The organism is Bacteroides sp. 51 (genome assembly GCF_010500965.1).
GTDB lineage: Bacteria > Bacteroidota > Bacteroidia > Bacteroidales > Bacteroidaceae > Bacteroides.
The window spans coordinates 34510-53018 of record NZ_QVMI01000020.1; the positions used below are offsets into that span (position 1 = coordinate 34510).

At 34.9% G+C, this 18509-nt stretch carries 22 protein-coding genes; 19 read left to right on the forward strand and 3 right to left on the reverse strand.

Annotated elements, in window-relative coordinates:
• Positions 1-315 precede the first annotated feature (315 nt).
• From D0T87_RS15450 to D0T87_RS15460, 3 genes are all read right to left on the reverse strand, one after another.
• On the reverse strand, positions 316-504 hold the full coding sequence (locus D0T87_RS15450; RefSeq protein WP_163176044.1) for a hypothetical protein: 189 nt from the start codon (positions 502-504) through the stop codon (positions 316-318).
• Positions 505-607: 103 nt separating this feature from the next.
• Positions 608-1672: an efflux RND transporter periplasmic adaptor subunit gene (locus D0T87_RS15455; protein WP_163176045.1), complete on the reverse strand. Its 1065-nt coding sequence runs from the start codon at positions 1670-1672 to the stop codon at positions 608-610.
• A 2-nt stretch (positions 1673-1674) separates the two neighbouring features.
• Positions 1675-2901 (reverse strand): ABC transporter permease, encoded by a 1227-nt coding sequence (locus D0T87_RS15460; protein ID WP_163176046.1) that lies wholly within the window; start codon positions 2899-2901, stop codon positions 1675-1677.
• A gap of 1807 nt (positions 2902-4708) precedes the next feature.
• Between D0T87_RS15460 and D0T87_RS15465 the strand changes: the two genes are divergently transcribed.
• The 19 genes from D0T87_RS15465 (at position 4709) to D0T87_RS15555 (ending at position 18385) form a co-directional block, all read left to right on the forward strand.
• Positions 4709-5467, forward strand: a complete 759-nt coding sequence (locus tag D0T87_RS15465) for a ParA family protein (protein WP_163176047.1) — start codon at positions 4709-4711, stop codon at positions 5465-5467.
• 3 nt (positions 5468-5470) lie between these two features.
• A complete protein-coding gene (locus D0T87_RS15470; RefSeq protein WP_163176048.1) occupies positions 5471-5857 on the forward strand; it encodes a hypothetical protein in 387 nt (128 codons plus the stop codon).
• Positions 5858-6064: 207 nt separating this feature from the next.
• On the forward strand, positions 6065-7888 hold the full coding sequence (locus tag D0T87_RS15475) for a fimbrillin family protein (protein WP_163176049.1): 1824 nt from the start codon (positions 6065-6067) through the stop codon (positions 7886-7888).
• A 909-nt stretch (positions 7889-8797) separates the two neighbouring features.
• Complete coding sequence (locus D0T87_RS15480) at positions 8798-9346, forward strand: DUF3575 domain-containing protein (RefSeq protein ID WP_163176050.1); 549 nt, start codon at positions 8798-8800, stop codon at positions 9344-9346.
• 24 nt (positions 9347-9370) lie between these two features.
• Complete coding sequence (locus D0T87_RS15485; protein ID WP_163176051.1) at positions 9371-9574, forward strand: hypothetical protein; 204 nt, start codon at positions 9371-9373, stop codon at positions 9572-9574.
• Positions 9571-10035, forward strand: coding sequence for a hypothetical protein (locus D0T87_RS15490; RefSeq protein ID WP_163176052.1), 465 nt, complete (start codon positions 9571-9573; stop codon positions 10033-10035). Before D0T87_RS15485 ends, D0T87_RS15490 begins: the two co-directional genes overlap by 4 nt.
• Positions 10036-10040: 5 nt before the next feature.
• Entirely contained in the window at positions 10041-10325 is a 285-nt protein-coding gene (locus D0T87_RS15495) for a hypothetical protein (RefSeq protein ID WP_163176053.1), read from the forward strand.
• Between the two features lie 3 nt (positions 10326-10328).
• Entirely contained in the window at positions 10329-10547 is a 219-nt protein-coding gene (locus D0T87_RS15500; RefSeq protein ID WP_163176054.1) for a hypothetical protein, read from the forward strand.
• A 167-nt stretch (positions 10548-10714) separates the two neighbouring features.
• Entirely contained in the window at positions 10715-11320 is a 606-nt protein-coding gene (locus D0T87_RS15505) for a hypothetical protein (RefSeq protein ID WP_163176055.1), read from the forward strand.
• Between the two features lie 11 nt (positions 11321-11331).
• Positions 11332-11634 (forward strand): hypothetical protein, encoded by a 303-nt coding sequence (locus D0T87_RS15510; RefSeq protein ID WP_163176056.1) that lies wholly within the window; start codon positions 11332-11334, stop codon positions 11632-11634.
• A gap of 404 nt (positions 11635-12038) precedes the next feature.
• Positions 12039-12212, forward strand: coding sequence for a hypothetical protein (locus D0T87_RS15515; RefSeq protein ID WP_163176057.1), 174 nt, complete (start codon positions 12039-12041; stop codon positions 12210-12212).
• A gap of 317 nt (positions 12213-12529) precedes the next feature.
• The gene (locus D0T87_RS15520) at positions 12530-12781 is read left to right on the forward strand and encodes a hypothetical protein (RefSeq protein ID WP_163176058.1); all 252 of its coding nucleotides are present in this window, start codon (positions 12530-12532) and stop codon (positions 12779-12781) included.
• 22 nt (positions 12782-12803) lie between these two features.
• A complete protein-coding gene (locus tag D0T87_RS24235; RefSeq protein ID WP_203558699.1) occupies positions 12804-13211 on the forward strand; it encodes a hypothetical protein in 408 nt (135 codons plus the stop codon).
• Positions 13212-13456: 245 nt separating this feature from the next.
• A complete protein-coding gene (locus D0T87_RS15530) occupies positions 13457-15127 on the forward strand; it encodes a type IV secretory system conjugative DNA transfer family protein (protein ID WP_163176059.1) in 1671 nt (556 codons plus the stop codon).
• Positions 15128-15166: 39 nt separating this feature from the next.
• Positions 15167-15988: a hypothetical protein gene (locus tag D0T87_RS15535; protein ID WP_163176060.1), complete on the forward strand. Its 822-nt coding sequence runs from the start codon at positions 15167-15169 to the stop codon at positions 15986-15988.
• Between the two features lie 134 nt (positions 15989-16122).
• A complete protein-coding gene (locus D0T87_RS15540) occupies positions 16123-17034 on the forward strand; it encodes a radical SAM protein (RefSeq protein WP_163176061.1) in 912 nt (303 codons plus the stop codon).
• Positions 17035-17044: 10 nt separating this feature from the next.
• Positions 17045-17656 carry an ATP-binding protein gene (locus D0T87_RS15545; RefSeq protein ID WP_163176062.1) on the forward strand — a complete coding sequence of 204 codons (612 nt, stop codon included), beginning with the start codon at positions 17045-17047 and terminating at the stop codon, positions 17654-17656.
• 55 nt (positions 17657-17711) lie between these two features.
• Complete coding sequence (locus tag D0T87_RS15550) at positions 17712-18038, forward strand: hypothetical protein (protein WP_163176063.1); 327 nt, start codon at positions 17712-17714, stop codon at positions 18036-18038.
• Positions 18039-18052: 14 nt separating this feature from the next.
• Positions 18053-18385, forward strand: a complete 333-nt coding sequence (locus D0T87_RS15555) for a single-stranded DNA-binding protein (RefSeq protein WP_163176064.1) — start codon at positions 18053-18055, stop codon at positions 18383-18385.
• The last annotated feature ends 124 nt before the right edge of the window (positions 18386-18509 follow it).

The following is an 18509-nucleotide window of genomic DNA, read 5'->3' on the forward strand; positions in this document are numbered from 1 at the left end:
TTTACAACAATGAAACCTAACATTACAATTATCCCTATCAAAATAATTATAGCTCCATAAAAATCTAATATTTTCCTATACTTGTGATCTGATTTTTTGCGATAATAGTTTGATGTAAAAAAACTAGTAAGAGCTAATGCGAGCATAATAGACAATAACTTTATGTTGCTATCATAAATAATAATGAGAATACATGTGGTTAATGCTGCAATACTGCATAGGCCATAAAGAATTGCAATGATATTATTTTTCATTTTATATTGTTTTATAAATATAGGCTGGAGCTACCCCAGCCTATATCGTTAAATAAAAAAATTAGCAGAGTGCCTCAGAACCAATGAAACTACCGGCTATCCCGGCGAAAATTGCACCAACTCCGGTTAAGCAGGCTGCTCCAACAGCTGCGGTAACAAGACATGCTACTCCAATATTACATGCTGCTTGCCATGTTGCAGCTCTGCCACCCTTGACATCTTCCATCTTTTCAAAATTCAATTTTTTCATACATTGACAAAATAATTAATTTACAAATTAGTTACCTCTCATGTAGTACATTTGAGATAACCGGATATTTAGTTACTTTTGCAAAAGTCAACTCATTAATACGTTAATCGACAACTTTGATTTCATCATCTTCATCAATTCCAGAAGTTATTTCAGTAAATATACCATCAGAGATTCCAGTTGTTATAAACTGTTTCTTGAATTTCCCTTTAGTGTCTTTTATTTCTAGATATATTGAATCATAATCAAATGAAAAATACTGTTCTTCAAGTGCAAGTACATTTTCTTTTCGTTGTAGAACGGTCGTGGCGCTTGCAGTACAACCTGCCTTAATTTGCATTTGAACTGAGTCAGGTACATTTATTGAAGATATAACATCAAAATATGCTATACCATTTTGAATTGTTCCTTTCGGTGCTATGAATTCTATCTTTCCTGTAATCTGTAAATTTGTATTTGAGACCAAAGAAAGATTAACTGGCATTCCTGTTTTTAATAGTAATATATCTGACTCTATAACATTTCCTACAAAGATTAGTGAATTGAGGTCGGATATTTTAGCTATTGTTGTCCCTTCGCTCCAAGTGCCTCTTGACATAACAGAACCACCCTCTTTAACTGGCAATTCTAAAATAATTCCATTGTTTGTGGCGGTTATAATGTTTGATATGTTCGATTTGTAGAATCCTTTCATCATATTTAGCTCATTCACAGTGGAGCAATATTCAGATTTGATAATATTTAAATTACTTTCCTCTGTTCTGTATTCCTCCTCGGCTATAAGTTGAGAATCATAAAGCCTTTGTGTACGAGAAAAATTCTCTTGAGCATTGTCATATTTAATTTTTGATACTTCTATGCTTTTTAAAAGGCGTTCATATTCTATTGGGTCCTTAACGTATTGAATCCGAGCAATGTTTTCCCCTAGTTTAATACTATCGCCTATCTTTACGTATAATTCCTCCAATACTCCTGAAATAGTTGATTTTATATCAATTTCCTTTTCCGGTAGGATAACACCTGAAATAGTTAAAGAGCTTTCAATTGTCATTCTTTTAGCATTTACAATTTTTACGGTGTCGCCATTGTTATTAATCGCAATTTTATAAATGATATATCCAACTATAATTAATAGTATACTTAGTATAAGTGCCTTTATTATTTTCATTTTTAATTTTCCTCTTTTATTGCTTCTACGGGAACTAAATGAGATGCATATATTGCAGGGATTAAGCCCGCTAAACCTCCAGAAATGACTAAAATTAAAACCGCTGCAATTGATGTTGAAATATCAATACCTGGTTTTTCAATCATAATGGTATCTTTTGTGATAAGTAAGCCCAAAAATTCCAGCAGAATCCAACCTATAAAAAGTCCTATTGCACCAGCAATGGATGTCAAGCCTATAGCTTCCCCAATGAACATAATCTTAATACTACTTGCAGTAGCGCCTATTGATTTTCTTATTCCTATTTCTCGTGTTCGCTCTTTAACAGATGCATATATAATGTTGCCAACACCAATAATCCCGCTTATCAATGTGCTCAGTCCCATAAACCAAAGAACTTTTCTTATGGTAGTGAATAAATTTGTAAATGCAGCAACCTGTTCTTCAAAAGAACTAAAATAGAATACTGTATCATCTACTGGGCTAAATATGTATTTCTTACCCATAATAGTACGTATGCGTTTTTTTATGTCGTCTAAACTGCTTTTTTTATTTGTAGAGAATAGAACAATAGAAAATTGTTCTGCTTCAGGATGGCTGTCTAAATATGTAGAATATGGTATATAGATAACGCGTTCCTCAGAACTGTTGAGAAGTGTGTTTTTAATAACTCCAACAATTTTATAAAATTCTTTTCCAATACGAATATCTTTTCCTATGGGGTTTTCATTTTTGAAAAGAATATCTGCTATATTTTTTCCAATTAAAACGATCTTTCTTTTTTCTGCCATATCAAGATCGTTTAAAACCCGTCCTTTATCTGCTTCCAATAACTTTATTCGAAAATATTCTGGGTATACCCCACGCGTCTCATAACGAGCGGATTTAATGCCTGCAAATATTTGATCCAACTTAGAAACTTCTGGAGAAATATAATCAATTCCTGATATGCATTTTTTAAGTATCTGAATATCTTGCGAGTTAATTTCTATTTTTGTATTTGTGTTTGTTCCTTTATAAGGCAGTGATGTTTCAAAAGTGTATAAATATGTTGAGGTTAACGAAAACCCATTAAACACACTGAAAACACCTTTTTCAAAACCGGATCCCACTCCAAGAAGTAAAATAAGAATTAGTATACCCCATGCAACTCCTATTCCCGTGAGAACGGAACGAGTAGGCTTCCCTTTTACTGCTTGATATATTTCGATTACAAAATCATTAAACATTGTGTGGTAGTGAACTTAATTGGTTTTGCTATACATATTTAATTTGTATAATCAGAATTAATCATATCATATAATTTACAAATATATCAATAAATAAATATAATAATTCATTTTACAGATATTTGTTGAAAAGAGACAAGCATTTTATTAATCAGAATATCCTCTTTATGCAGTTCAAAGTGCTAGTAATTAATTGATTGATAATGTTTTTTTTAATATGAGACGATTGGAATATTTTTCTTGTTGCTGATTGATAGTTGTATGATAGTTACATAATAATCAATAATGATGTACATGGATGTTGCATATATTACAAAATGTTATGCAATATAATATATGATATACATATATTTGGCTTATAACCTAGTATTTAAAACAAATATACAGAAGAAGTAGCTAATTGCATTATCCTAAAGATAGGATATGCATTGAATAAGTTGGCTAATAAGGTGAATTTCTGTCAAATCTTTGTTGGAACTCTACCCTGCCCTGTTTGACTCTAAACTAACTTCAGTTAAATGAGGATTTACCCAATCCCTGTTGAACTAAATAAATTACTTCATTAGAAAAAGTATCGGGAAGTAAGATATCTATTACGTTATTCTCTTTTGTCGCGTACAATTTGGGAGGTGGCTCTATTGCAGCGATGTTGATGACTCGTATAACTGCGGGTATTCTATAGTTTATAATTCAACTGTTTATTGGAGCTAGCCTACTAATTGAAATCTTTATAGTTCTATTAGTTGGTTGGTTTGCAAGGTCTAATTGATGGTTTTAATTTTAGATTGATTAATGCACATATGTTGAAATGTGAAACAATTAATACATTATAATGTATTGATGTAATATTTTGAATATATATTAATGTAATAACAGGGTAGTATAAATATATTGAGATGTCTTGAAGTCATCCTACATTGATTGTAAAACATTAGACTGTACTATAGCTAACTGCGAAAGTACATAAACCCTGCGTACCCACCGGATATTTCTATGCATATTACCATTATACGTCAAATCCTATGGTCCTACATTGCTGTTATTCACTGAATATTTGCATTGGCATACTCCCGCACCCAAAAAAAATGGACGTTCAATGCACGTTTTTCGTGAACCAAATGGTTGTAAATGTGTTATTAATGCCCAAAATTAATGTTGATATATAATATAAAAAGAGTTGCATGTATCTCTCAGTCCATATTTAAATGTATAAATGTATAGGTGTAAATGTATTAAAATATATATATAAGAATGTACACCTACTAACTGTGATGGCGATTTGATCTATCGGTGTATTTTGCTGTATAAATGTTAAAATGCATATCTATATCAATGTATTAATATAATAGTTTCGACACATTAATGCATACCGATGTATAAATGTAACTCTGTAAATACTGTAATATATTTAAATGTATTATTGTGGAACTTGGCAGTAGTTTTGTCGATTACTGTAATTTTCTATGTTAATGTATAGATGTAACTACATATAAATGTATTAATGCAAATATATTGTAATATATTTCATTGTAAATGTACTCACACATATATTTATAAATACAATTAAATTATAATGTAATAATGCATATACATTATAATATATAAATGGATATATGTATTATTATATAAATGTCATGAGGGAGATACATTGATACATTGAAATACAATAATGCATATATGTGAATATACATCAATGCAATAATGTTATAGTATTAATAATTAATAATATATTGATATTTTAATGCAGAAACATTGATATATCAAAACATATTACTATATTTGCATTGTAACATAAATATATTAATATATGGAAGCTAAAATTATTGCGATTGTAAACCATAAGGGTGGGGTAGGAAAGACTACTACAGCAGTGAATCTTACAGCAAGCCTGGCTACTTTTGAAAAGAAAGTTCTTTTGGTGGACTTGGATCCGCAAGCGAATGCTACATCCCACTTTGATGTTAATGCTGAAGAGGGAAATAATATATATCTGTCTATACGTGGCGACCTAAAGGAACTTCCAATCGTCAAGCTAAACGACTGTCTCGATTTAGTTCCATCAAGCCTTGATCTAAGTGCCGCAGAAATAGAAATCACATCGAAGATTAGTAGGGAAACAATACTTCATAAGTTGATAAAACCTCTACGGAGTAAGTATGATTATATCATTATTGATTGCCCTCCTTCATTAGGGCTTCTAACAATTAACGCGCTTGCGACAAGTCAAAAAACAATTATCCCTGTGGATTTTGGAACATTTGCTGTTATTGGAATGGCTAAATTAATAGATATAATTCAAGCTGTAAAAGAGAATATAAATGATGATCTTTCTGAGAATTGTATTCTGCTAACCAAGTATGATCCTAGGATGAACATGCATAAAGATATGCTGTCAAGTATAAGAGAAACGCTTGAAGAACGCACTTTTGATACTATTATACGCACAAATATTGCTTTGAATGAGGCTGCTTACAATAACAAGCCAATCGTTGAATATAGCCCGCAGAGTAATGGTGCAATCGATTATTTAAAGCTAGCGGAAGAAATTATAAATACTAAATTTTAAGTCATGCCCGGACCAAAAGAAAAGACCAAATTTGGAGTAGGAGCCTTAATAGGGAATCCCAAGAATCGCACTACAACTGAAGAACAAGTAACTGTAGTTCCTGAAGTAAAAGAAGAAGTGTCAACAGTCGGCATCAATGATGAAGCTGCCAATACATCAGTAGATATGCCAATAGAAGAAGTAAAGACTTCAGGCGATAAACCTGATAAGCGTAGTAAAACTAAAAAAGCGGAACCTGAAGTTGAAAGAACACATCAGACAACGGTTCAACTTCCAGTTTCAAAGCACAAGAAATTATCAATCCTATCTATAAATATAGATAAGACACATAAAGAGCTAATTAACGAAGCAATTGACCTTTTATTGAAAAAATATAAAGATCAAGTATAATATATAATAGGGAAGGGTAGGGGAGTGTTTTTTGCAGCTTCCTGATGAGAACATAGAACCTGAAACTAATGAATCAGGTATTTTAAAGTACAATTCTATATAGTGCTAACATTGCACTATATCCATATACAAGAGGATTTCTCATTTTTTAACCAAAAACAACGTGATTTGGCTAACGAAAATATAAGTAACTTAACAACAAGGAATATGAAAAAGATAAATATTGTATTTGGCTTGCTAACAGCAGCTATATTGTTCTCCTGTAGTTCTGATGACACTCCAGAACCAACTCCTCCAGGACCAGATCCTACTCCTCCAATAGAAACAGGAGTTAAATTAAAACTTTCAACTTCCATCGAATCTCACACTGAAGTTACCGATGGGCAGAGTAGGGGAGTGGTGGCTACCTTCCAAAAGGATGATGAGATAGGACTATTTTATAACGATACTTGTGTCAATCGCAAGCTAACATTTAGTGGTACCGAATGGACTGACCATAACATAACCCTAGCTTCTTCAGCAAAGAATCTATACTGTTATTTTCCCTATGATAATTCTGTAAAAAGCCATGATGCAATTTCTTTCAAAGTTGAAGATCAGATTGATTACCTAGTAGGATCAGCTTCAGTAAGTGAACTTGTACCTACTGCAGAGATTAAAATGAAGCATGCTCTTGCTCTTGTTCGTGTAATACTTAAAAAGAATAATTATAATGGAGCCGGTCATGTGGAAACTGTTACATGGAATGGTATTCATAAATCTGGAACATTAAATGTTATAACCAATACGACTATAGCAAATGGTGATAAAGGAAGTTATCAAGCCGGTGGAAATTATAACCTTGATGACCGAGTGGATCCTGTTCAGGTCGAAGCCATTCTTTTACCAGTTAATACAGCGGATGGTATTGGTGTAACTGTAAAAGTTGATGGAGAGGAAAGAATTTACCAGTTACCAACATCTCACAAGTGGGAACCAGGTAAAGCATACACTTACGAACTTACCCTGAAGGGTGGATATAATAGTCCGATAGAGCTTGAAGAATATGCAATAGATGTTTCTCATTGGTCTACCTATGGAAAAACTGATCAGATTATATTGTCTGTATCGGATAAAGATTGGTTTGATATAGAACCGGGTGTAATTAAAGAAGGTAGTGATGTATATCGCAATGAAGGGCGCATGTTTGGCTTCTTTGGTTATTGGATGGGATATGACCCCGTAACAGGAAATATGCCGGCTACCTGGGAGGGAGACTTTCGTATGGTGTTAATGGATAATACAGGAAATATAATCGAACAATATCACTCGTGCACTATTACTGCTGAAAATGGTGGGATGATGAAGAATACTAGTAGAAGATGTTATGTAACTGCACCGGTAGGTACTTATGAATTAGGGGTATTATTCCGAAAGAAAGGTGAAACTACCTGGCAGAAAGCGACTTTATTGGATGGCGTAACAAAAAAGGATATGACTTATACAGTTAAAGAACAAACAAACCTTCCTGCACTTCGTATGATTCAGATAGAAGAAGAAACAAATACAGGAATTGTTAATCACGATCGCCACTATAATAGTAACTTCAATATAACTTACATTCTGTCAAACAGGGGAAACATTCCACTTAAGGGTGAAATAAAAGCGGTATGGGAACGTACCTTTGATTATACCGGTCATTGTTATAGACCATGTTCAAAACGAACAAATACGATCAACGATTTCACTTGGCAAGATGAAATAGGACGAGTGTCTATTGATTTAGAATCAACTGTACGGTTTTGGAATGGTATTATTCCTTGTTCTTTCCCTGTCAAAAGAGAAAGGCCAATGACTGCGGATGGAATAGGATATTGTATGCCATTAGTACATCTGTACTGGAAAGCAGAGGGCAGCAGTGAGTGGGTATTACTTCGCTTAGACATGGATCCTATTTTGGCTGCTAAAGTAAACACTAGTCAGGAAGAAGCTAATTTGTTTTTTAATGCTTTTAATTATGTAAATGTAACCCAAACACATTGGTATAACTAATGGCTATAATTAGGCGTTATAAAAGAAAAAATATATCTACTTTTTGGGGCTCACTCACTTCTGTATAGTTGTAATTCAGATAGTATCTACAAAGATACTATGATTGATCTGTGATTTCTGTAATCCAAACTATATTAAGTCGTCTATCTATAGAGGTAGGCGACTTTTTTATTGTAGAAAAATGATTTAGTCAGTATCGGATTTAGATGAGGTTTTAAAATATAAATGTTAGTACTATTCAGTGAACTCATCAACGATGCTGTCCGTTAAAATAGCCTTATTAACTCTCCTCGTATAACTTAAATAAAATAGCCAGGGATTATTTCTCTGGCTATTTCTTTCAGTCATTTTCAATTCATTTATCCTATCATCCTAGTTTTACCAGAAGTTTGTTCCAAGTTTATATCGACTATCACTACTCCAAAGGTGTGTGTATGATACAAAGTCATGAGATTCCACATAGTCAGAACCGTTACTACCCTCTGATGGGTTCAGTTTATATATATTTGATTTTGTTCCTCCGGAAGCAATAGTGAGTGTATATGTTACTTTTTCATCTTTGACAAGTACATCGTCATTATCGATATAGTCCCACTGATAAGCTAATGTATGTATCTCAATAGTGGTAGATACAGCTGAAGGAACAGCGTCTGATGCCTCTAAATAAATGCTATATATGGGAGTACCATTTATATATGATGATATTTCATTTATTGCGTTTATTGTAACCGATGCTGCTGTATATTTTGCTGTTAGTGTTCTGTTAGAACTCTAACAATCAGTTTTCTACTACCGAATGGTGTTTATAGCCATGAGAAACTGTTTTTAAGGCTATATATAGACGATTAATTTGTTTTCCTATTATTTAGGTGTGATTGTTCTTTCTGAACTTAATTTAATAATAACTATATGAAAAGATTGAAATTAATTTTTGTGATTGTGTTGTGTATTTTCTCTTTAAGAGGTTATTCACAGTTTTACAGTGCCCGGACAAATATAGTCGGGTTGGGTACCGGTAATATAAATGCTGAATTTAGTATGACCCTAGACAAACATTTTTCTCTTCACTTTCCCGTTCAGTATAATCCCTTTACCTATAACAGGGGTAAGAATACGAAGTTCAAGAACCTAACTATCCTTCCTGCTGCCAGATATTGGTTCCTGGAAAGTTTCCGTGAACAGTTCGTCGGCGTGTCTCTTGTTGGTAGTCGGTATAACATCTCAAACATTTGGGATAGCCGCAGGTATGATGGTTATGCTGCTGGATTAGGAATCTCTTATGGGTGGGCATACCCAATAGCATCAAGGTGGAATATAGAGTGGGAGGTAGGCGTTGCCGGTATGTGGTGTGCTTATGATAAATATGTATCTAAGAACTCAGGCTATCACTTTGGTGAGTACCACCAGTGGAGAATAGTACCCCATAAGTTTGCACTCAACTTGACCTACCTGTTTTAATAATAGGGTAATAAAGACGTTGATATGGACCACTTTCGAATAAAAGCCAAAGCTATTCATGATCTGTTGATGGATCATCCGTGTATAACTCCTAAGCAAAGGGAACATTACAGAAAATGGTTTAATGAAATAATAAAGCCTTCTGCGGAAATGGCTGGAGTGGAACTAATTGAGTTGAATACTCCGCCTACTGAAGAAGAATTAACCATATTATTTGAAACGCTATGAAATCTGAATACTATGAGTTGAGATTACCACCGGTAGCAAAGAAAAAAAGACCGGTTAAAATTGATTGGACCCCGGAGATGATTCAAAAGTTGATTGATTCTTTTCCCTATACGTTTAACAATCGGCTTGCTAAAGATCTTGGTGTTAGTCAACGTTCATTAATAAGGAAGGCTCGGGAATTAGGTTTGGAAAAAGAGCCTGATTTTTTTGAAAACCATAGAGGTGAGATGACACAAATGGCAATAGCTGCCAGGCGGCCAAACCCAACCAAGGGAATGAAAGGTTGGTGTGTACCAGGAGGTGAAGCGACTCAGTTTAAACCGGGAAATATACCGGCAATTAAAAAGGATCCTATGTTAGTGCAGAGAATCAGAGAGAAGCGGAATAATACAATAGCCCGTGAACGGATGAGACTTAGACTTGGATTAGATCCTCTTACTAAATTGAAACTAAAGTACTGAATGCTATGGGTAAATACTATGTGAAATATGAGACTGGCAGTAAATGTAAGAACAGTGCTGAAGTAGCTGCGAATAATTTTGTTGAGACGCTTGATGGGATTCTCTTGTCTGATATCCTGGCTAAAGAAATATTTATAAAGGATGTAAAGGCTGAGATTGATAAGATAAACCTGCAAAATAGAAGATGTCGAGATGTGCGGTTTAGTACCTGGAATGGTGAGGGAGTGAATATAAGTGTTGGTGAGGGTATCTGCTATTTACGGATTTATAAGGTTAAGAAGGAGATTTAAAAAGTGAATAACAAAAGTTGTATACTCAAGGTAAATGATCCGGTAATTATATCCGGAGATCTGACTGGATTAGGTGATCTTGATGGGATGATAACAGAAGTAGATCCTTTTATGGATGCAACTCTTATTACAGCAAAATATATCGGTGAATCAGCCGTTACCGCTTATCCACATCAGAGTGTTACTGGATTCTCCCATTTTTTTCAACTAAAAACCTCATGAGATATGAAGATTATTCTTAGGATTTTATTAAAAGTACTCCTTTTTTCCATATTGGTTATCTCTGTAATTTTATTCATTGAAACTATCACCCAAAGTGAGAGCGATTTGGGTGATAGGTTATTACAGTTGTTAGGATTGAATTAAAATATAAAATTTATTTCCCTACTATGAAAAAGATAAGTATTTTATTAATTGGCCTTCTCTTAGCATTATCAGTCTATAGTGAGACTCCACATACATGTAGCTTAGGAGAAGATGTACGCAACTCTATTGTTCTTCCTCTTCCGAAGGACATTGAGAACATTCGATCGGATAGAGCTACGGTGATGTTTGTGTTGACGGCAATAGCAGTCCTCGCCCTGAGTGTGGTTGTAATAAAGAGTGGATTGTATAGTAATGGACTAAGGCATGAATCGGGTGGGGAAGGGGTGATTCCTTTAATAAGAGTGGATACTCAAATGCCGGATTATTACTCTTCTGATTTCTTGGTTGATGATGAAGTAGAGCCAGTGGTATATCAAGGCTCTCGAATATGGTGTATTAGAGAGTCAATGTATTGGTTCTTGTTAGAGCAAGATATGAATTTCTATGCTTTTGATATCCGGGAGATAGCCACACAGTCCGGGATACATATTGATGCTAAAACTCTGGACTTTATTGTTACGGGTATGTATAAATCGAAGATCGGCTGGGTTGTTGCGTTCTTAGAAAGGTTGGAAGCTAGGAACTGCCGGATTGATATTGGAAAGTCAATTGCAATGATAGGGAAATAAAAGTTCACTATATGAAGGGCTATTTGAGAGCTATATTTATGGAAGTTAGAAATTTTATCATCAAAAGTATTGATCGCATAGTTCAAGGAGTAAAAGGAATCACTATGAAATATGCCCATGATCCACTAACTGATTTTCATATTATTGAAGTACAACCAGAAAGTATAAGAAGGGGAAATGATGAGTATATGAAGATGGAGGTTCAGTTATGGAGCGATTTCTATAGTCGATATCCAAATGAAAATTTGCTCATTTCGGATATAGATGAATTAAATGATATGAGTAATCTTGTTTATACACAGATGTCCTTTTGAATATTGCTTTTTTGAGACGAGTCTAAGTACTCGTTACGAAATAATTAAGGTAGCAAATTAGGTGTTACATCATTCTAAAAATCTAAGTGAGCATAAATAGATAAGGTTATAAATTAAAGTTGTTTGTTGCAGGTCAATGTTTTTTTGAATTAGATTTTATGTAACACACAAGTGCGGCTGTTCGTGAGAATCGCTACACTTAATTCTAATGAAACTTGATTATACAGATATGAGAAATAATGAATTGAGAATAAAGGACATGGTTGGATCTATAGTACTCTGTTTGCTATTTGGTTTAGGAGTTATATGTTTTTCACAACATAAACATATATCATATTTGAAGGCTGCAATAGAACAGAGAGATAGCTTGTTGAATGATCTTATTTACAATAAACAATATATGTATGAATATTAAGCAGCGTGAGATTATTGCATATTGGTATAATCAACTATCCACTGAATCCGGACAAGTGGAAGAAGCCTTTCAATTTATGAAAGACATGATAAAGGAGTTAAGGGGTTCGGATAAGGGACTTGATGCTCTTTTGAAACAAATAGATGATAGACTTAAATATTAACTCTTGGGGCTTTGAAAATGAGTAAAACTCTAACATTGAAAAATCCTGAGAAGTACAAGGGATATGCAAAACATCCCACTCAGGATAAAACCATTAGACAGGTGGTTAATGCTACGATCGCTAAAAGTAAGCACCTATCATGTTGGTATGATTTGAGGATTGAGTTTGAGAACGAAGTGGTTTTTTACAATTCTAGTGGATCTGTTGCAGGTTGCAAGAGAATGTTTGCCTTTCAATGCGTAGCTGGTTCGAAATGGGAGTAATCGTTTATTTCACTAGAATAATCAATATAACTATATAAAATAAATATACTGGAGATGAAAGTACAAATATTAAGTGAAACAATTAAGAGATTTCCTGGTAACGAAGGTACAGGTGATATGTTAATGGGCATTGAGTTTAGTGTTCTGGATGATAATAATAATCAGATTGGTTCTGGTGCAGTATGGAAGGATTGCATAAACTTATCTCTCCATGGTAGATCGTTTGGCGATCCAAAGGATGTTATGGCCCAATTAAATACCACTATAATGGATTTGTTGGGAGCACCAATAGATAACGAATTATAGGTACTAATGATCTAACTAAGCCATGTTTAGAGAGTCTATTAAAATATTGAAACCTGTAGCAGATCGAATTCAAGCTAAAATTGCTGAAAGAAATCTCCAAATCTCTATGGAGACAGGAAAAACCCGGAAGGATGACCAGGTAGTGGTACATTTTCAATATAAAAATTATAAGGAGCTGTATCTAGTAATTACAGAGTCGGTTAATGATGAGATAGATGGCCTTGGACCTGGTGAGAAGTGTACCCATGATTTACAACTACCTTCAGGCGTATGCCAGATTTGTGGGTGTACGGATAATAATGCCTGCGTGGATCCGGATCATGGTCCATGTTGGTGGGCAAATGAAGAGTGTACTTTATGTTCTCATTGTGCACCTGAGAGTAATGATGACAGCCTGGCGGCGAAGATTAAGCAATATGAAGAAGCATAAGTATATAAATAATGATAGCCTTGCCCATTATAATATCTACCGGTACTACATTTGGATCTTATACATACTTCTTCTATTGTTTGTTACTGCATCTTTGGGGGCATTATTGTTACGACATTATCCAGATATAATTTATGAATACGCACCCTATATTTTAGTATCTCATGCGCTTCTATTATTGTATTGCGTTTGTTTAATGATAAAGATTTACATTCTAGAAAAATATATATAAGCAATAACTAGATATGATTAGTACCTGGAACATATCACCATCGCCAACTCTCAACATGATTGTGATTGAAAGTTTAGTTATGATATCTGCATTTATTTGTTTGCTCTGCATAAGACCATTTGGAGTACGATGGAAGAATGTATGTACTTATTTGGTGCTTTCTTACATGGGTACCATGGTGATAATAAAAATATTCCGGAGATATTTAGATGTAGATCCATCTGAATCTTTATTTATTCCCTATTTTTTATTCTTCGTGATCAGCATATATGTATACGGTCAGGGACGTTCAAAAACAAAACCACAAAAGGATAAGGATGTGTTCACACTGCTGACAGAGAATGGTGATATCAAGTTTTATAATCCTTTTGAAAACTTTCTAGTACTAGGTGGTGCGGGATCCGGAAAGACTAAATCTGTGGGATGGCCAATTTTGGCAGAATATATGCGATGTGGTTTTGCCGGGTTCATTTATGATTTTAAGGATTTTGATTATACTAAAGTGGCGTATACCTTGAAGGAGAAGCTAAAATACCCTTATCCACTTTATATTATCAACTTCACGGATATGGATAGAACACACCGGTTTAATATTCTGGATAAGGCGGTTATAAATAATGAAACATTTTTATTTCAGGTACTGGAGGATTTTTTGAAATCAATGCAGCCTGCAGATGCAAAAGCAGATGAATGGTTTAATGGTGCATTGGGAATACTTCGCGGGGTTGCTTATCGTTTTTATAGCTTTAAAGGCAAATATGAGAAGTTTTGCACACTTCCCCATGTTCTTAATTTCATTCTCCAGGCTTCCCGGGATGAGCTAACGACATTTCTTGAAACTGATATGAAAGCTAAGGGTTTGGCTGGAGCCTTCATTGGTGGGAAAGAGAGTGAAAGAACCGCTGCGTCCTATATGTCTACGTTAAATAACTATATCAATGTTTTGGCCAACAATGCCAATGTGTGTTGGGTGCTAACTGGTGATGACTTTAAATTTAATCTTATTGATCCTAAAGCTCCTAAACTGTTTGCAGTATCTAATAATTTCAGTACTACTGACCTTATCTCTCCTATTGTAGCTATGCTTGTTCCAATCGCGGCCAAGAGGATAGAATTTGGAAATGAGGTAAAGTTTTTCTTTGCCCTGGATGAGATGACAACATTCAAAATTAAAGGTTTTGAAGCTATGCCATCTACCCTTAGAGAATATAACGTTTCCCACTTAATACTCACTCAGGCTATGAGTAAGTTAGTGAAACTATACGGCAAGGAAGACACATCTTCTATTGCTGCCAACTGTGCTAATCTCTTTCTTGGTCGTACAAAGGATATTGAATCATTAAAAAGCTACCCTCTGTTTTTCGGAAAGGCGGAGAAGGAAAAGAAAAGTTATAGTTCCGGTTCATCAAATGGGGGGAATAATAGAAATAGTAATGTAACAGTTTCCCAACAACGTGAAGAGGTATATGACTCCAATGCTTTTGCTGATCTGAGGGTCGGGGAGTTTATCTTATCTCCCGGCTCTGCCAATATTGAGAAGATAAAAACTCTGTTTAAACAATATAAGATAAAGGCGAAGGACATTCCTAAGTTTAGTCTAACCGCACAGATAGAGGTCAATAAGAACTATGATCAGATTTTACTGGATTGTGATCAGATACTCAAAGAGATGTGTGGTAGATAGAATATTTGTTTCCCTATTATTAATTATAAAAAAGTGAAAATGAATATGGGTAAAACGTTTTTTAAACGAATTATAGGCTTTCTTCCATTTTATAGAAAATCTAAACAGTCAAGAGTTGATAGTGCGATGTTGGCTGAGCTTGAAAGTTTGCTTTCCGTCCTTGTCCGCGTTGCTTTAGAAAGAGGTATTGTTATTCCAATGGGCGTGCTTGATATGGAGCCGTGTTCCTCTAACGTTGATTTCTTAAACAATTTGCTCTTTCAGTTGGAATCATCGCCGGATACCGAGATTTGGAAATATGTGCAACTATGCGAAGCGTTAAGTCGTGAATTAATATATAATTCGACAAAGGCTATTCGATCCTTACAAATCATGGGTAATGTTGTTGGTGATCATTTGCATGGTGTCGGGAATCAATATACATCCCTTGAAGGTGGTGAGAGAGATGCTTATTTTATAGTTAGTTTTTTAGGTAAACTAATGTTTCAGAGAAATATCGGTGAAGATGTCGTCGACGATCCAGTTTTTGAAGGAGCTATGGACGCCTTAATCAATAATTTTCCAAATGAGACAAAATTAATTGAGTTTATCGAGAGTTATCGCAATGGCCGCGTACAAGATTTTACGGTTGTAGAGTGTTGTGATCGTTTATTGCACGGATTTAGTATAGGTAAAAGCATCGACTTTGCAATGCCGATAAACAGTTTTGATTTGTCATTTCCTTTAAAGGAATCCATAGCTGATAATAAAAATTATATTGTTGCTACCAGTTCACCTAGCCAGTTTTTTCAGAATGGAAAAGATATATCCTCTGACCTGGCCAGGGTTTCACACCTTTTTTTCGGTCGTAAAACAAGTTGAAGTTATGAAGAAACAAATGAATTTAGGCGCCTTCAAATATTGGTTGCGTATTAATGGTTATTGCTGTAATCAATTTGGTACCGGTGAAAAATGGAATCCGATTAAAGTCAAATCGAAGAAATATAAAAAGTAAGATGAACATAGGTCTTTTAGCAGTTGATAGTAATTATCCTAACTTGGCATTGATGAAAATCAGTACCTATCATAAATCAATCGGTGATTCTGTCGAATGGTATAATTCGTTGTGTACCTATGACAAGGTGTATATGGCCAAGGTGTTCAACTTTACTCCTGACTATGGTTATTATATCAATGCTGACCAGGTAGAGATAGGTGGAACAGGATATGATATTTCTAAGAGTCTTCCTGAAGAGATTGAGCGCATGGTTCCAGACTATGATCTTTATAAGGTTGACCATAACCTGGCTTATGGTTTCTTAACCAGGGGGTGCCCGAATCATTGTAAGTGGTGTGTTGTCCCTATGAAGGAAGGCGGCATCACTTCATATATGGATATAGAGGAGGTATCTGCTGGCAGAAAAAAGATTATTCTTATGGATAACAATATCCTGGCTTCTGATTATGGTCTCCAGCAGATAGAGAAAATTATTACTATGGGCCTACGCGTTGACTTTAATCAGGGCCTTGATGCCCGTTTGGTAACAGATGATATAGCCCAGCTACTTGCAAAAGTGAAATGGATAAAGCGCATCCGGTTTGGATGTGATACACCAGGACAAATTGCTGAAGTGGAACGTGCGGCAACACTTATTGATAAATATGGATTTAAAGGCGAATATTTTCTATACTGCATCTTGATGGAATTTAAAGAATCGTTTCACCGGGTGAATTATTGGAAAGGTAAAAGTAGACGTTTTGTACCACATAGTCAGCCCTATAGGGACTATAAAAATCCACATCAGGTCGTTCCACAATGGCAGAAAGATCTGGCACACTGGAGTAATCGGAAAGAACTATATATGAGTTGTGATTTTAGAAACTTTATACCTCGTAAGGGGTTTATTTGCGGTGAATATTTTAATTAAGATAATAATAATGAATACAGTAATTATCACCGGTGAATCAGGTACAGGGAAGAGCACTCTTGCAAATATGTTATTGCAGGCTCATCCATCAAAAGTGAAAACCTTTGATGTAATAAAGTTTGTGCAGTCTGGCTACACTTTCGAAGAGGTATTAGCTATGGAGAGTTGTAATCTCCTTATTGTTGATTGCATGGATGATCCATTATTTGAAGTTCCTGATTCTTTATGCCGGCTGATATTGCGCCGTCGGGATAAAGGATTGAAGAATATTTTAATCGTTCAATCCGAAACTTTCCTGCGACAAATCCAAGCACCTGTTTTTAAATCAATTATGTGGGATACAAAGACTACTTCATTTGAGCTACATAGAGAGTCCGACTTGGAAGAGGTTGCTAAATATGTATATAATACACTAATAACTACAAAGCGATTAAAAGTGAAAAAGTTAGTTGGAATCATTGTCTCAGGATTTGCAATTGGATTTATCAGCTGTGCGTTCTGGCGATTATTGCCATTTAACCCTTCCGAATATTTTTTGCTTGCAACAATATCTATGGGCTTTCTTTGGGGAGTATGGGGATATAGACTCTTCTCTTTATTCTTCCCTACAGTTACGAGCTGAAATAATGAGTTAAGTATTTATGTATTTAAAATATTATTTATTTAAAAAATAAAATATGAGATTAACAAATTCTATGCAATTCATTGGGCGTTTGGCATCAGACGCAAGGGATGTTGATAACGTAGAGAAACCATTCTTGGCTTTTACTTTATTCGAACATCGAAAAGACTCTCCTGCGATAGTGAATGTGACGTATTCATACACAGGATCTACTCCGAATGTACATAAGTACTTGAGAAAAGGTACTCTTGTAACCGTATCCGGTACTCCTTACGCTAAGTTGGATGAATATCAAGGAGAGAAAAACGCAATCCAGTGTATGTTTGCTGATAATATCACACTGCTATCATCAGGTGCTAATAACCCGGAAGAAAAATATTAATTCATTTCCCTATTATGAAAGTAGAATTTATAGGCTATCTCGGTTCTGATGCTGAATATAGTAAAGAAGGAGATAAAGATGGAATCAAATTCCAAGTAGCTGAGACGAAACAAGGTAAACCCGATGCTGAGGGCAATAGGAAGGAATATACGCAATGGATTAATTGTTTCCGGCCCGTTGTATCTGAAGACTTACTTCGGACTTTAAAGAAAGGTACTCGTGTTTTTTCCCGTGGTTCTCTAAGATACAAAGCGTATGAGGGGAAGGATAAGAATTTAGGTGTCAGGCTAAACTGCCGGGTCACTGAACTGGAAATTCTATCGGTACCAAAGCATGAGGTTGAGTAAACATCTCACTTCTAATATTTTATTTTTATTGGATCAGAAAGGCCCCTATCTACAATTACCCTTCTATTAATACTCTTCTTACTCTGGGCTAATTCAAGTGCACTTTACAAATGTGTGCATTGAC